The organism is Thalassotalea coralli, from assembly GCF_055786205.1.
Window position 1 is genome coordinate 317,734 of the sequence record NZ_JBVVBK010000007.1, and the last position, 13,591, is coordinate 331,324.

The following is a 13,591-nucleotide window of genomic DNA, read 5'->3' on the forward strand; positions in this document are numbered from 1 at the left end:
TTATTTTGACGGTGAAGTTGTTGCGATAAATAGTTTAATAATCATTGCGTTACCATTTACACCTGCACCTATAATATTAAGCAATCTACCATAAAGCTGTCTCAGTTCAACCGTTTGCTCAAAGAATATCAAGTAAAGTGTTGAGTCCATACTGAATCGCTCTGCATGATGAGAATTTCTCAAATAAACTTAAACATTCTGTAACAAATCAAATTACGCTCGTTAAGAAAATATTAGCTCCGAATGTACTTTGAATAAGAGTGGTTGAAAGCCATATCTTTCATAAGCTATCGAGGAGTTTTGGTATTATTTTTTCCTCAAAAAAAGGTATTTTGTGCCATTGTGCTTTGTTTACATGTACTTTTTTTGTGCTACGATGTTTTTCGTAATTATAAAGATAAATACATAGGCACATAAGAGGTGACTTAAATCTGGTTACATCAATGTGTACCCCATAAGGATATTATATATAATGAAAAAGTTACTGTTTTTACTCCCGCTAATTGTTGCCGCTGTTTGCTCTAAATTAAGCGCTGCTTCACTCGAGGCTTCTTCTAATCCGTTACCTTATGGGAAAACACTTACCATTAACTCTAAAGTTTTTGGACAAGATAAGCGTGTTGATATCTATTTTCCAAGTGGCTATGAGCTTGACGCTAAAACGGTGACATATCCGGTGGTCTACACGTTTGAAAAATGGACCTTATCTCAAGCCGTTTCAGGTGTGGTGAGTCATTTGCAAAACACCGCGGCAATGCCGAGAAGTATCGTCGTTAGCCTATACGATGAGCCGTGGCCTTATGTACCCAATATGTATGTACACAACACCAGAAATTGGGGGCATGACAAAACTGACGGTACTAGCTCTATTTTCAAAGCAAATCATGTCGATGGTAATGATGACAAGCTTTTCCAATTCTTTAAAAAAGAACTTTTTCCGCTGATTGAAGATAAATATCGAGGCAATGAATTTAGAGTTTTAGTGGGTATGTCACCTTCGGCAATGGTTGGGCTGCACACCTTAGTAAGTGAGCCGGAACTGTTTAACGGGTATATTTTAAATGCCTCTACTGACTTACTCGGGTTAGGCTATAGTAAAGAAGAGTCGTTGGTTGACGCCATTGTTAACCTTACGAAAAGTAATAAATTTACTGCCAAAAAATACCTTTATATAGCTTCTGCAGCAGAAGAGGCGGTGCGTGATCCCGCGCGGGCACAAAACGTTGCTGAATTAAATAAACGACTAGCGAATAACCAAAGTAAGCTTACGGTAAAGGCGGAATTTGTCGAAGGTTTTGGCCATTATCCGATGGCCTTACATGGTTTGATTAATGGACTTGAACTGATCTTTCCCAGAGAAGACTTTGCCTCGTTTCGTTCATTATTAAACGCTGGCGGTGATGTTGTCTCCGCAATTGAAGCACATTATCAAAAGTTAAGCGAACGCTATGGTGTTGTTATTCCTCCGCAGCCAGACCTTAAAAGAAACATAAATAGTTTACGAGCAATAGGCATTCAGTTAACGCGCCGTAATGAATTAGAACAAGCCGCAACTGCATTCAAACTGTGGGTATCTCAATCAGATAAAAACCCGAATGCCTATTATCATTTAGCAGATACATACCTTGCTTTGGGTAAGACTATTATGGCAAAAAATCTGTTGAAAAAGGCCCTTGAGCTGATACCTGAAGTAGAGGTGTCGCAACGAAAAAAATTCGAACACAAGCTAGCTGAAATTTCCCAATTAAAAAACGAGCCTTAAGCAAAGTAGACTGTCGTTAGGTGGGCAGTAGTACGCAGATAACGATGCCCACCTTTTTTATGGGTTCAATCAAAGTTAATGATGAATACCAACAACCGATTATAAATCTTTTGTGTAACGGGCGACCATGTCTGCGTGAGTTTCAGCAGGTTCGGTTATCGAAAGCTGATCATTAATCATTACGCCCATAGTCGGAAACGTTGAACGTTCAATTTTCGCACCCTCCGACCATAGCGCTGAACGCATTAGTGCTTTGGCACAATGTAAAAATACTTCTTGAATAGTAATTTCTATACAAGCCTTAGGGGGATTTTTTTCTTCAGAAAACATGGCTAGGTATTCTGCTGACGTTGAGAGCTTAGCAACACCATTTACGCGAAGCGTTTCATCAACACCCGGAATAAGAAACAAACAACCGATATTTTTAGTTTCAATAATATTAACCAAACTGTCTAAGCGATTGTTTCCTTTGGCATCTGGAATAACTAAGCAATTGTTGTTTACTACTTTGACAAAACCAGACTTACCGCCGCGAGGAGAGCAATCAACTGAACCTGTTTTTCCATAAGTTGATATAAGCATAAAAGGTGATGCTTCAATAAAGTGGCGAGAGTGTTTTTCCAAAGACGTTAGTTGTTTGTCTTTGGCACGCCCCTTGGCAAACCCATACAATTCTCTAAGTTGTTGTTCAGACTCTATGTACATGACTTTTTTCACACCTTTTTATGTATTGAACGTGTTTAATTGTTATATTTTTTGAAGAGTTTTTCATTCCAGTGCCAACTTAATTGACCGTATGCTATACCCGCTAGCGACCAAATAAACAGGGATATTACTAGTTGGGTTAATGTTTTATCTGCTGAATACGGAAAGCCAAAATACATGGGCATTAACCCGTTAACAATAAACATAAACACAGTCCAGAAAAGTACATGCCCCTTCCAAAAAGCGAGCTTTCCTCGCGTTCGTTGTTCTGACCAAAAGTGGTGCTGATTTTGTGTCCAATACCAAGGGTGTTTCATTCTATTCCTATTTGTAGTTAAGGTTGAAAGCAATAGTCCATATTCAATTTACCCATTACAAACGATACTTAATTGACGTTTTATCAAACCAACCAATGCTTGTATTTGCAAGGTACTCGTCTCCCGAGAGGAGATGGTTTATGTCCAGTGTAGAGTTATTTAGCCACTCAAGCTTTGGAGCAACATCTTTTGGATGGCCTTTAATAATAAAGACATTTCCTTTTTCGTTGGCCAGTGTGGTTTCGCTTTCTATAATGGATATTTGCGTAGAGAAACCTGTTGTAGCGCCGCAATCACGTTGAAATATCACTGCTTTTTTCTCGCGATTTGGTGCGTATAATTCCGAATAGATGTCATTGCCACACATATCAGAAGTAAAGAAAGTAAAAGATAAAACAGCCAATAGAGAAAGCGCTGTTACAAATATTCCTAGTCGCAGAAGGTATTTTAAAGCTAGATTCATAAAGTCAGTTTAGCTCTTTGTGGGAATAACAACTCGTTTCACTTTCACATTACCAACATTAGAAACAACCATATCGGTCACGAATACCTCTGTAATAGAAAAGGGGGTCAGGTGATCGTTCGCTTTTATCTCTTTGAATATATGATGCTTAACGGTTTCAATGGCGCCACTTGAAACTAGCTCTTGTGCTTTAAATGAGCTTAAGGTTTTAGCGATTACTTCTCGTGCAGCTAGTTGAGCAACGATTGGTGTTAAAGGAAGTTCACTAACAATGTGTACAGATGCTTCTACTTTATCATTAGGGCTCCCTAAGGTATTTACCGAAATGTTGACGAAGCTTTTTGCTACGTTAGCTTGAGTACCAAACGTGAATATAGTTAGGGTGATTAACAATAGGTTTTTCATAAACTTCCTTTCTTAAAATTATCCATGTTTAGCTTCCAACATCTCACGCAGCGCACTTGGTAAAAAGCGTCGTGTTTTGGCGGTTATGGCAGGCTCGTTTTTTTGCCAGATAACGCCGAGATACACCACAAACAAGCCAAGAAGTGTTAAGGATATTGGAAAAAGCCAGCTGTCTTTAAACATCGTTGATGCTAAATAACCGATATAGCCGGTACAGCCTATTGCACCAAAGATAACAAACACTCTCCTAACGAGCAGAACTCCGATAAATATCATTGTTAGGTTTATGCAAAAGTAGCCGAACTTAGCTAGCTCGCTTTCAGAGTGTTGCGCAGATAAACCGCCCCAAAAAGCAATGACACCAAAAAGGTAAATCCAAAAAGCATAATCTGCTCTGCTGCGAGTGCGAATATCAACCCAAAAGGCTAGCGCAATCATCAGCAAGCCTGTGTACATAGAGACTAGCTTTCTAAGTTCCCAACTATAATCTCCGCCATTAATCATGACTGCTATATCCATGGTGAGATACCACAAGGTGACGGCAATGGGCATGATGAGAAAAGTGTATTTATACTTCCTAGCGATAATAACACCTACTGCCAACGTGCTGAGTTCCATATACAGCCAGTGCCATTTGATATAGCGGTGATATTCGCGATAAACAGTGTCGTCTGGCCAAACGCCTAGGGCTTGCTGTAACCCATAAACAGCTAAAGGTGTTAACGCAATAACAAAAGTGCCGCAAATGCCTGCTGGAATGGCTAAGCATTTCGATTGAAAGACATTAGTAAGTTTTAGACCTGCCGCGGCATATAACAAAGAAATAACAAGAATGCCTAAACCGCCAAAAGACTCCCAGCCCAAGGTCATAAATAGCGTCATTGCGCCAATAGCTATCATACCACCTAGGTAATAAAGCACATGGGTAAAATCGAATTTAGGTCCAGCATTCGGTTGATTACTTAAAAACTCAAATAACTTATCAGATTGCTCCGAAGTAAGAATGTTTTCCTTTACCGCATCCTCCAGATTTTTCTTGGTAATTTTCATTCAACACTCCTTGAACTGATAAAGTAATTTAACGCTATGTTATGCAATGGTAAGAGTAGATATCAGGCAAATTGTTCCACTAACTCACCGACAACAGGCACAACCGATAACACCAATAAACTGGCCATCGTGATATTAAATACTCGTTGATTTCTATCACTGGTTAAAAATTTCTTTAACCACGAACCGAACAGTAACCACACGCCTACACTTGGAAAAGATAGAACGAGAAAGGTAGTCGATATGATGGTAACTTGCAGCAAGTGCTCACCGCCTGACGCGGTAAATGCCGCAATCGCGCCTGTGGCGACAATCCAAGCTTTAGCATTAACCCATTGAAACAAAGCACCATTGAGAAAGGTTAATGGCTTTTCTTGTTCGTTAGATGAAAAGCTATTTCGAGAAACCGCTATACCCCAGGCTAAATAAAGTAAATAGGCAACACCAATCACTTTTATTATCGTGTTTAAATTGGGGAATAATTCGAAAACTTGGCCAAAGCCGACACCAACCAATAGCAGCATTAAGGCAAAGCCAACACATATACCGAAAAAGACAGGTAAGCTTTTTTTTATGCCAAAATTAACACCAGAGGTCATCACCAAAATGTTATTCGGCCCAGGTGTTGCAGAAGATGAGATAGTGAATAAAACGAGTGAATATAGGTATTCCATTACAATCCTTTTCTTAATTGCTAAGTACTGCGTAAAAGTGTGTGCGGTGCTTAGTTATATTACTAAGTAAAGGGGAATAGAGTAAACATTATTGTTTATCTCTAAGGTCCTCTATAATTTGGGCATCCACCCAGTACTTGCCGCTGACCCAATAAGAGCTGCCGTCGTCTTTATGTTTTTCTTCTGAACGACCAAAAAATAAAAACTTACCGTCAGGAGTCACGAATGCGCCATTTTCTGTGTGCTCAGTGTTTATCTTGTCGCCTAAATTAATTGCCGAACCCCAAGAGCCATCTTTCTGTTTAAAACTAATATAAATGTCCGAGTCACCATGACCTCCGTCTCTTTCTGAATCCCATATTAAATACGACTCATCTCGAGCGATAAATGGGTGGGCGGTCCATTTTCCTGTGTTTATTTGTTGTCCTAGCAGTTTTGGCTGTTCACGCTTACCATTCTTTACCTGTGATATGCGAATAACATCACTATTTCTTTGTGCATCATCGAAAACATAGGTGCCATTTGACGACGCCGATAAGCGCATGATGTTTAGTTCATCACGATCAATCATAGGGCCAAGGCTTTTCATTTTAGACCAGCCCGTATCAGTACGTTCTATATACTTTTTCTTTGAATAGAGAATATTGTCATTACCACTAAATGCCGAGTAGAAATCATGCTTTTTCCACACACGATTTTCTTTCGCAAAGACAATCACCGTAGGTAGGTGTGGTACGTTACTAGTATTGACCATATAAAATTCAGTCATGTGCTGACCAATATCACCACCTAGTGCCCAATCTTTATACGCTAATGCTTCAATGGGAAATAGCTCAGCTTCAGTACTTGGCAACTTTTGACCAAAATAATTTGGCTCTGTAGTTACAGACGTTGGAGAAGTAGTCGATGCTTCGCTGTTAGCAGTAATGTTCTGACTAAAGCATTTTTCACTAACAGTAACTGTTAACATGCTCAATAACACTAAACGCAAACTCGATTTCATTGGCTGTCCTTGCTTTTTAAGGTGACGTTTTTTGGGGGGTCTCGAAATCCATTTCTTTGAATTTGGCATACATCGTAATCATTGCTTCGGGTGAACAATCTTCAATAGTTGTATGCTTTTTACAGAAGCTAGCTGTATCGGAAATTTTCTCTTGAAACTCTTTAAGGCTGATTGTTCTAGCATAAACAACCATCATAGATAAAAACGTCTCTTCTTTAGATTCAAAGCTTTGACTAGTGATGTCACTCAAAAAAAGAGAGGATGCTAATAATGCCTTTGATGCAACGATTTGTTCATTCGTTAAAGAGCTCGACATGGATTGTTGAATGTAAGCATTGTTTATCTTAATTATTTGTAAAGCCTTTTCACTATGCAGCGCTTTCAAGTAATCAACCTGATTATTAACAATTAACTTATTTAGCTCATTGGAAGACTCAATTTGATCGGTGAAATAATAAAAACTCGCTAATCCAGATAAAATAGCGCCTGAAATGAATAGCAGGATACTTTTTAACATGTGACTTCCTTTTCTTAGGTTTCGCTCATTATGCTTACTAACTACTACTTAGCACTTGAGCTAGATTAGGTTCATTGTTCGGGCGTTTTACCCAGTTATATTTATACATACACCATCCTATCGCCATACCGGAAAATAAACCGCCCAAGTGAGCTACATAGGCAATAGGTGCGTCACTGTATAAAGCGCCAAAGAAGTCTTGTAGAAACCATAAACCGATGAGCCAGTGGGCTTTAATACTAAAGGTTTTTCCCCATGCCCAAATGACTGTCCACATACATTTAATCTTTGAGCGAGGGTATAAGAATAAGTAAATTCCAATTACGCCATTAACAGCACCACTCGCGCCGATTGCTGGCGAGCCATCAAACACCAAATGTATCAAGCCAGAAGTGATTATAAGAGTGAAATATATGGCGGGAAATGTAGCATTGCCTATTCGAGAGCAGATTACACTGCCAAAAAGAAGCAAATAAAACATGTTGCCTAAAATATGCCCCCAACTGCCATGCATAAATCCATGAGCAAAAAGGCTGGCATTGAAGCCATCTAAAACATAGAAATCAATGGAGGTTAAGCCGGAATAAACAGCGATAAAGAACAGAAACGTGAAACCTATGATGAGTATGTTTGAAATAGGATTAGCGAGTAGCTCAACTTCCGCTTTGTAGGGTATAAACACTTTACTTCCTTGCACTTAGCATGCTGATGATTAGTGGCTAAATTTCTTTGAATACATTTAGGTATTTATTTTAAATTTGATTACGTTAATAAGTGTTGGCTCTTTAACCAGTCCATTACTTTAATCGATGCTAATGAACAACGCGATTTATCTTCGTAACAAATGAATTCTATTTCCTCTATTTCTTCGTCAGGGCGAAGCTCTCCTACATAGTCTGCGAAATAGCAAGTTAGCTTTACAGTAACATCGCTATTTTTCCCGTCAGCTTTTGCTTTGAAGGTCTCTGCATATCGTATAGAGCTCGGCACTAAGTCTACGGAAATCTCTTCTTTTATTTCTCTAACAAGCGCTTCCTCGTCAGATTCACCAATTTCTCTTTTGCCACCAGGAATGTAGAACAATTCTTTATTTTTTGATCTAGCGCTTAGTAATTTGCCATCTTGAACAAACAACCAAGCTAGTTTATCTATTTCTTTATCCACTAATACTCCTTAAATCTCGTGTGTTGAATTTTGTTTTTTAGGTGCTGAAAATTGTGGGTTAAAATTTAGCAAAGCTGAAATAGCCTGCTAGGTTACGTTGCTGCTAAATTGCTTAAGAAAACCAAAGTGCCTAATATACCTATCATTAGCTTGAAGAGAAACGCTTTATTTAGGCTAGTAGTTCTACTCTCAATGAGCAACGCTAAGATTTATTTGTCCTGCGGAAGTTTCTTAATTAGGCACTTTTCCGGCGATAACTATTAGCTCTTTTTTTATTACATTGCTTTTGACGCGCTCTTCTATGCGGGAAATCATCCAAATGACAATACCTATTGATATAGCTAAAGGTATTGCATAACCAATTTGAGTGACCTTGCCAAGTATGTAACCAGCCGAGTATCCAGCAAGAACGTAAAAGACAAAACTGACAATCGAAATAATCATTCGAAGCTTGGCAGTTGACTCTTTTGCTTGTTGGATATATTTGAAAGTTTTTGCGCTCGACTCTGATTCTAAATGGGGTAATTCAGCTTTAATCCATTCTGTGTAATTCATTGAATACTCCTAAATACTTAACGCCCCGATTGGGGCTGACAATGCTTGATTAAAGTTAGCGATAAAGGAGCACAAGCCAAACGTTTGCGTCCTTTTGAGCAACTTGTTAGATGAAATTACCCATTACACGCTAATTTTGCTTGTTCAGCGCACCTAGCCTTAGCTTCGGCCTCTGTTTTACCGCCCATACAAAAATCTAAACGAATGAGTTTTTCTTCTGCCAGGTTAGGTTCACCTGCAATATTTTTCCATTCCCAGTTTTTTATTACTTTTTTGGCAGGTTTATAAATAACTTTTTTTGGAATTGAGCTAACTAATTCAACATCACTTGTTTTACCGTTTTTATCCACGGTAACCTTAAACACACCGCAACCAGTAATACCGTTCATTGCAAGTTTCATGGGATATTTAGGAGTGAATTGCTTCGTTCTGATCCATCGCGCATCTGCTTTTTCTGGTTTGATATGAGTGAGCTTTACATCTGCGTGATTTGCATTAGCACTTGTTGCAATTAAAACAGATAATATTGAAATTAACTTTAATACTCGAGATTTCATTTAATCCTTCCTTAGTTTACTTAACGCTCGATTCTTGGGCTTCTTATTGCTGGCAAAAGAAATTAATGCAATGACAAAAGCCAACAGTTAATAATTCCACACTGCTAAGACTTGTTTTGCTTAGTAGCTACAGCCTTTCTTTATCGCTTATTATGCAGGCTTCTTAGTAATATTTGTTTATTTATTGTATACAATTTATCAGAAAGCTTTATTAATTCAAACGATTAACTGCTCGTAACTTTGTAAGTTTTCAACTTTGTTGTTTTTGCTACATTAGAAGCTTATGGCTGCCTTTAAGTGAAATGGGTATTTACCAAGCATTCTCAGTAACTACCCATTGTGCTAACTCTTAGGAGTGTTATGGCTAACGAATAATCTCGTCGTCGTCTTGAATTTCGTACTCTTGTTCTTCAATCACGATGGTTTCATCAGAGGTGTAATAAACGCTTACTGGCTCTGAGTAATTTGGTACATCGTCGTAAGTAAATACCGAGTAATACTTAGCAAGGTTTCCGTTACCGAAGTTGTCATAGGTGTAATTGTCTGGGCCACCGTATAGTTTCACGCCATCTAATGGAGATTTAGGGGGGTGGAATCGATTGCGCACCACAAAACAGCCAACGAAATCTTCATCATTTGGGTTTTGCCAACTGAGTTTAACCGCACCGTTCTCAATTTGTGTCGTTAACTGAGTTGCAGGGGCAACAGGGTTTTTACGGCGGTGAATATATTCTATGACTAATTGCGGTGGCTGTGCGCCAGATTCTCCATGCCAGTCAATCTGCTCACTGGTATCGCTTGACGACGCAGTTGCTCTAATAATTAAGTACACTGGCTTATTTTCATGTTGCAGTTTTTCGAGTTGTTGCTTACAAAAACTGTCGAGAATAAAGTGATGGGGCGACTTTTCTTTCAGTTGCAGTGCGCTAACTTCATAGCCTATAAACTCTTTCTTTTTGCGGTTTTTTACGCTTTGATAATCAACGTCTTTCAAGCCCGCCATTTCAATGGTAAAGCGCGTGTCCTTGTTAGAGTTCATCACAGTTTTATTGCTCATCACCAAATAAGCGTTGGTGATGACCGTTTTGTCTGATTGAGGCAACGCGTTCAGTGAAAATTCCATTTGCCCGTAAACAATATCGCCTTCGGCATCAAAGCCTGAGCTAAGCTGGTTTTCAATGACAGCGTATTTGTTAATGGTGTTAAGGGCTGTAGGCTCTAACGAAATACTTTGTGGTGTGCGCGTGTAAATAAGCTCTAGGTTAGGGCGGTAATGAATACCTGCTCCAAAGCGTCCATAACCGATATCAAACTGCATCATTTGCGAGTCTGCACCTAGCGGCAGCTTTTGAGGTCCTTCAATGCGCAAAATCACATGGCCCGATTTTATCGCTTGTTTTAGCAAATAACGCTCATTAACGTTAAAGGTCCATTCACTCCAAATGCCTTGGGTGAGCTGATCAGAAGTAATAGCCTGGCCTAAGGTTTGAATGGGTGTTGCTTGTTGAATTTGATTGAAGTCTGTCACGTCACTAATTTCATTAGCATCTAAAATAGATACCGTCCATTCGCCAAAATTTTCTACTTTGGCGTTTACGCGGTTCATCGGGTACAACGAGAAATTTGCGCTTTTTAACTTGGCATCATCGGGTAAGTTTTCTAACGAAAATACCACGATGCCATAACAAATGCCTTTGCGTTTATTTACACCGACGAACATAGAGTTGTGGCCGAAGTGCTCTTTATTTTTGTCTAGCAGGCGCTGGCTAACATAGCCTACATCTTTTTTCGAAGGAAATAGCGCACGAGAAAACTCATCATTGTTCAGCTCGGTTTTTACTTTTAGCTCTGGGGCAAATGGCGATTTAATTTTAGTTACCGAGTCTACAGCACGCAGGTTGTAATAGTATTTTTGACCGCTTTTCAGCTGTACATCGGTAAACTGCATCGCTTTTGTAATAGCCACTAAACTGCCATCGCAGGTGGGCGATTTTACGTGTTGGCTGCGATACACCTCAAAGTAGACTTCGTTTTCACCTGAATACTGCCAGCTCAAGGTAGCGTTATTATTATCTATTTCTACTAAGCTGAAACTGTCTGGGCGCTTTGGCGCAATAGGCGAATAGTTTATGGCTTCAGAAAGTGCATAAAGCACAGCCGGAATATTTTCATCAACACTTTGTGACATATTCACTAAGTAGTCAGGAATGTTGCGCGTACCTACTTCAACTACTGTGGCCAAAATACCGAGTGAATAGTAAAACTCTCTACCACTACCGTTTATTAAATTAGCAGGCGGTTTGCCGCGATGTATGCCGTACTTTCTGCCGGTTACTTTGTGAATTTCGCGGTTCATATTGGCACATAAAACGTTTAAGTCAGTGCCTTCAATTTCCGTTTCATGGTTAAATTTATGGGCAGGAAAAAAGACGTTACCTTGCGAGTGATAATCTAATGCAATGGTGATATTTTTTCGCGATAACACAAAGTCTCTAATCGCTCGGGTTTCAGGCTCTGAAAACGCTTCAGGCCCACCATAAATATTGGAGTTTGTGTCATTACTTTTTCGAAAGCGCACTGAAAAGTTACGGTTAAGATCAACACCAAAAGTGCCGTCTTTGTTATCGCGACGATTTTTGCGCCAAAAAGAAAAGTGGTTGCGAGAATATTCGAAACCATCAGGGTTTAGGCAGGGCACCATATACAGAGTGTTTCGTGTTAGTGCCGCTTTTAGCTTGGGGTTGAATTGATAGTTAGCGATCACATACTCAATAAATTTAATCGCTAACTCATTACCAATCCATTCTCGAGCGTGAATAGTGCCCGTGTATAACAACGCAGGTTTTTGATCAGCATACTCTACATCTAACGACAAGGTTACCAGCATAATTGGCCTGTTTTCCCACGTGTAGCCAATATTCTTCAGGCGAATTAAATGGGGGTGTTCTCCCATCGCTTTTTCAAGAAAAGCGAGTGTTTGATCGTATGATGTGTATTGCTTTTTCATCTGCTGTTTACCTTAGCGTGCCGCTATTATGCCGTTACTTGAGTTTTTTCTTGCCATGCCAGTAATATGGCTTCCAGTTTCTTTTCTTTTAAGTTTTTAACTTGAAGCAGTGGCAGTGGATCTTTTGTTAAAGCGACAATGCACTCGAGTGCGCCAAGTGATTCAACAATGTTGTTTGCCATGACTTTGCCAATACCTTTTACTGAAGAGAAAAACTCAACCAATTCCGCTTCAGTCAGTTGTGGAAGTTCGTTTTCCGAATCACCTGAATCTTCTAAACCAAGTTCGACAATTTCTGCAGACTGTTGGCTTAATAGGGCTTGTTCGCGCATTGAGCGTGGGATGTAGTTATCTTGAAAATTCCACTCTTCGCTCGGCCATTCTTCTTTGCCTCTAAGTTCAATAGGTAACAGTGACCAAAGCTCTTCACGCGCTAGCGCATCACCTGCATCATAACTCGGCGTATATTCACCAAAAGTAATATGGCGCATAGTGCGTAGTAAGCTAGAGCGGATTTTGCCTAACTCTTCCCAGTTAAATAATGGAATATATGGCTTTTTAAATTGACCGTTCGACAGGCTCCACATCAGGTATTGCCCAATCCAATCGCGCACATACGGAAAGGCAGCAAAAGCGGTAGCACACTCTAAGATGCGAAATTTGCCGTCAACACCCAATGCAATATCACATGCCCAGTATTCTGCATTCGCTGCCTTTGATGCTTTCACGGCTATGTCTAAGGCTTTTTGCGGTACATTGGTGTAATCCATCGAGCCGCCTTGGCTGGTGTTCGTTAACCATTCACCTTCAGGTGGCCTGCGCCAAAAGGCACAAATTGGTCGGTGTCCCACTAACATAACGCGAATATCTGCCGCCATAGGGACAAATTCTTGAACGTAAACGGGGTAGTACTTTTTATGGGAAAGTAAGGCTTGTGCTTCTTTGAAAGTATCAACTTTGTGAACGTAATAACCACCATAGTTTGAAGGGCCGTAAGATTTCTTGATAATTTTCGGGTAAGAGGTTTTTGACAAAAATGCCATGGCTTCTTCGGCTTCGTAAAAGATATCTGTTTTCGGAATCGGCAAATTGTACTTTTGACAAAAGTGGGTCACGTTCTCTTTTGATTTGTTCGCAAACTGCGCATCGAGTGAAGGAACAAATTTAACATTAGGTAATTCACGCGCGATTTCGCGGAAAGTCTCGTATGCTGTGGCCGGAATGTTGCCAATTAAAACCTCGATTTTTTTGCGCTTAACTTCTTTGATAAAGCGCTGTTTATCGTTGCCCCAGTGATAAACCACAGATTCGATTTTGTCTGGCCAGCCTTTAAAGTTAGATTTATCAAAGAAACGAAGAACGTGATCTAGGTATATAAAACCAAGTTTTGGTAAAGAAGTAGATTTTTTCAT

The 13,591-nt window shown here is 39.7% G+C and carries 16 protein-coding genes; 1 reads left to right on the forward strand and 15 read right to left on the reverse strand.

From position 1 onward, the window contains the following. Positions 1 to 150, reverse strand: a complete 150-nt coding sequence (locus ACOB80_RS18075; protein WP_473167265.1) for a hypothetical protein — start codon at positions 148 to 150, stop codon at positions 1 to 3. Between the two features lie 322 nt (positions 151 to 472). Between ACOB80_RS18075 and ACOB80_RS18080 the strand changes: the two genes are divergently transcribed. Beyond that, a complete protein-coding gene (locus ACOB80_RS18080) occupies positions 473 to 1,762 on the forward strand; it encodes an alpha/beta hydrolase-fold protein (protein ID WP_473167266.1) in 1,290 nt (429 codons plus the stop codon). A gap of 99 nt (positions 1,763 to 1,861) precedes the next feature. Here the strand turns inward: ACOB80_RS18080 and ACOB80_RS18085 are convergent, their stop codons facing one another. The 14 genes from ACOB80_RS18085 to ACOB80_RS18150 all read right to left on the reverse strand — a co-directional run bounded on the left by ACOB80_RS18085 (position 1,862) and on the right by ACOB80_RS18150 (position 13,591). Further along, positions 1,862 to 2,467: an MSMEG_1061 family FMN-dependent PPOX-type flavoprotein gene (locus ACOB80_RS18085; RefSeq protein ID WP_473167267.1), complete on the reverse strand. Its 606-nt coding sequence runs from the start codon at positions 2,465 to 2,467 to the stop codon at positions 1,862 to 1,864. 35 nt (positions 2,468 to 2,502) lie between these two features. Then, complete coding sequence (locus ACOB80_RS18090; RefSeq protein ID WP_473167268.1) at positions 2,503 to 2,784, reverse strand: hypothetical protein; 282 nt, start codon at positions 2,782 to 2,784, stop codon at positions 2,503 to 2,505. Positions 2,785 to 2,839: 55 nt separating this feature from the next. Next, the gene (locus ACOB80_RS18095; protein WP_473167269.1) at positions 2,840 to 3,247 is read right to left on the reverse strand and encodes a hypothetical protein; all 408 of its coding nucleotides are present in this window, start codon (positions 3,245 to 3,247) and stop codon (positions 2,840 to 2,842) included. A gap of 9 nt (positions 3,248 to 3,256) precedes the next feature. Then, positions 3,257 to 3,652, reverse strand: coding sequence for a hypothetical protein (locus ACOB80_RS18100; RefSeq protein WP_473167270.1), 396 nt, complete (start codon positions 3,650 to 3,652; stop codon positions 3,257 to 3,259). A gap of 18 nt (positions 3,653 to 3,670) precedes the next feature. After that, positions 3,671 to 4,702 carry a DUF2157 domain-containing protein gene (locus tag ACOB80_RS18105; protein WP_473167271.1) on the reverse strand — a complete coding sequence of 344 codons (1,032 nt, stop codon included), beginning with the start codon at positions 4,700 to 4,702 and terminating at the stop codon, positions 3,671 to 3,673. Positions 4,703 to 4,764: 62 nt separating this feature from the next. Then, positions 4,765 to 5,376 carry a LysE family translocator gene (locus ACOB80_RS18110; RefSeq protein ID WP_473167272.1) on the reverse strand — a complete coding sequence of 204 codons (612 nt, stop codon included), beginning with the start codon at positions 5,374 to 5,376 and terminating at the stop codon, positions 4,765 to 4,767. A gap of 88 nt (positions 5,377 to 5,464) precedes the next feature. Next, the gene (locus tag ACOB80_RS18115) at positions 5,465 to 6,379 is read right to left on the reverse strand and encodes a hypothetical protein (protein WP_473167273.1); all 915 of its coding nucleotides are present in this window, start codon (positions 6,377 to 6,379) and stop codon (positions 5,465 to 5,467) included. Between the two features lie 16 nt (positions 6,380 to 6,395). Then, on the reverse strand, positions 6,396 to 6,896 hold the full coding sequence (locus ACOB80_RS18120) for a hypothetical protein (RefSeq protein WP_473167274.1): 501 nt from the start codon (positions 6,894 to 6,896) through the stop codon (positions 6,396 to 6,398). Positions 6,897 to 6,933: 37 nt separating this feature from the next. Beyond that, positions 6,934 to 7,578, reverse strand: coding sequence for a rhomboid family intramembrane serine protease (locus tag ACOB80_RS18125; protein ID WP_473167275.1), 645 nt, complete (start codon positions 7,576 to 7,578; stop codon positions 6,934 to 6,936). Positions 7,579 to 7,658: 80 nt separating this feature from the next. Further along, positions 7,659 to 8,060 (reverse strand): NUDIX hydrolase, encoded by a 402-nt coding sequence (locus ACOB80_RS18130; protein ID WP_473167276.1) that lies wholly within the window; start codon positions 8,058 to 8,060, stop codon positions 7,659 to 7,661. 231 nt (positions 8,061 to 8,291) lie between these two features. After that, entirely contained in the window at positions 8,292 to 8,615 is a 324-nt protein-coding gene (locus ACOB80_RS18135) for a hypothetical protein (protein WP_473167277.1), read from the reverse strand. A 116-nt stretch (positions 8,616 to 8,731) separates the two neighbouring features. Then, positions 8,732 to 9,172 (reverse strand): energy transducer TonB, encoded by a 441-nt coding sequence (locus tag ACOB80_RS18140; RefSeq protein ID WP_473167278.1) that lies wholly within the window; start codon positions 9,170 to 9,172, stop codon positions 8,732 to 8,734. Between the two features lie 364 nt (positions 9,173 to 9,536). Further along, positions 9,537 to 12,179 carry a M14 family zinc carboxypeptidase gene (locus ACOB80_RS18145; RefSeq protein WP_473167279.1) on the reverse strand — a complete coding sequence of 881 codons (2,643 nt, stop codon included), beginning with the start codon at positions 12,177 to 12,179 and terminating at the stop codon, positions 9,537 to 9,539. Positions 12,180 to 12,205: 26 nt separating this feature from the next. After that, positions 12,206 to 13,591 (reverse strand): ATP-grasp domain-containing protein, encoded by a 1,386-nt coding sequence (locus ACOB80_RS18150; RefSeq protein ID WP_473167280.1) that lies wholly within the window; start codon positions 13,589 to 13,591, stop codon positions 12,206 to 12,208.

Excerpts from the sequence above, each read along its gene's own strand:
- ACOB80_RS18105 (WP_473167271.1), bottom strand. The coding sequence starts at position 4,702 with ATGAAAATTACCAAGAAAAATCTGGAGGATGCGGTAAAGGAAAACATT.
- ACOB80_RS18090 (WP_473167268.1), bottom strand. The coding sequence starts at position 2,784 with ATGAAACACCCTTGGTATTGGACACAAAATCAGCACCACTTTTGGTCA.
- ACOB80_RS18085 (WP_473167267.1), bottom strand. The coding sequence starts at position 2,467 with ATGTACATAGAGTCTGAACAACAACTTAGAGAATTGTATGGGTTTGCC.
- ACOB80_RS18115 (WP_473167273.1), bottom strand. The coding sequence starts at position 6,379 with ATGAAATCGAGTTTGCGTTTAGTGTTATTGAGCATGTTAACAGTTACT.
- ACOB80_RS18110 (WP_473167272.1), bottom strand. The coding sequence starts at position 5,376 with ATGGAATACCTATATTCACTCGTTTTATTCACTATCTCATCTTCTGCA.
- ACOB80_RS18150 (WP_473167280.1), bottom strand. The coding sequence starts at position 13,591 with ATGAAAAAATCTACTTCTTTACCAAAACTTGGTTTTATATACCTAGAT.
- ACOB80_RS18080 (WP_473167266.1), top strand. The coding sequence starts at position 473 with ATGAAAAAGTTACTGTTTTTACTCCCGCTAATTGTTGCCGCTGTTTGC.
- ACOB80_RS18120 (WP_473167274.1), bottom strand. The coding sequence starts at position 6,896 with ATGTTAAAAAGTATCCTGCTATTCATTTCAGGCGCTATTTTATCTGGA.
- ACOB80_RS18145 (WP_473167279.1), bottom strand. The coding sequence starts at position 12,179 with ATGAAAAAGCAATACACATCATACGATCAAACACTCGCTTTTCTTGAA.
- ACOB80_RS18135 (WP_473167277.1), bottom strand. The coding sequence starts at position 8,615 with ATGAATTACACAGAATGGATTAAAGCTGAATTACCCCATTTAGAATCA.
- ACOB80_RS18095 (WP_473167269.1), bottom strand. The coding sequence starts at position 3,247 with ATGAATCTAGCTTTAAAATACCTTCTGCGACTAGGAATATTTGTAACA.
- ACOB80_RS18075 (WP_473167265.1), bottom strand. The coding sequence starts at position 150 with ATGGACTCAACACTTTACTTGATATTCTTTGAGCAAACGGTTGAACTG.
- ACOB80_RS18140 (WP_473167278.1), bottom strand. The coding sequence starts at position 9,172 with ATGAAATCTCGAGTATTAAAGTTAATTTCAATATTATCTGTTTTAATT.
- ACOB80_RS18100 (WP_473167270.1), bottom strand. The coding sequence starts at position 3,652 with ATGAAAAACCTATTGTTAATCACCCTAACTATATTCACGTTTGGTACT.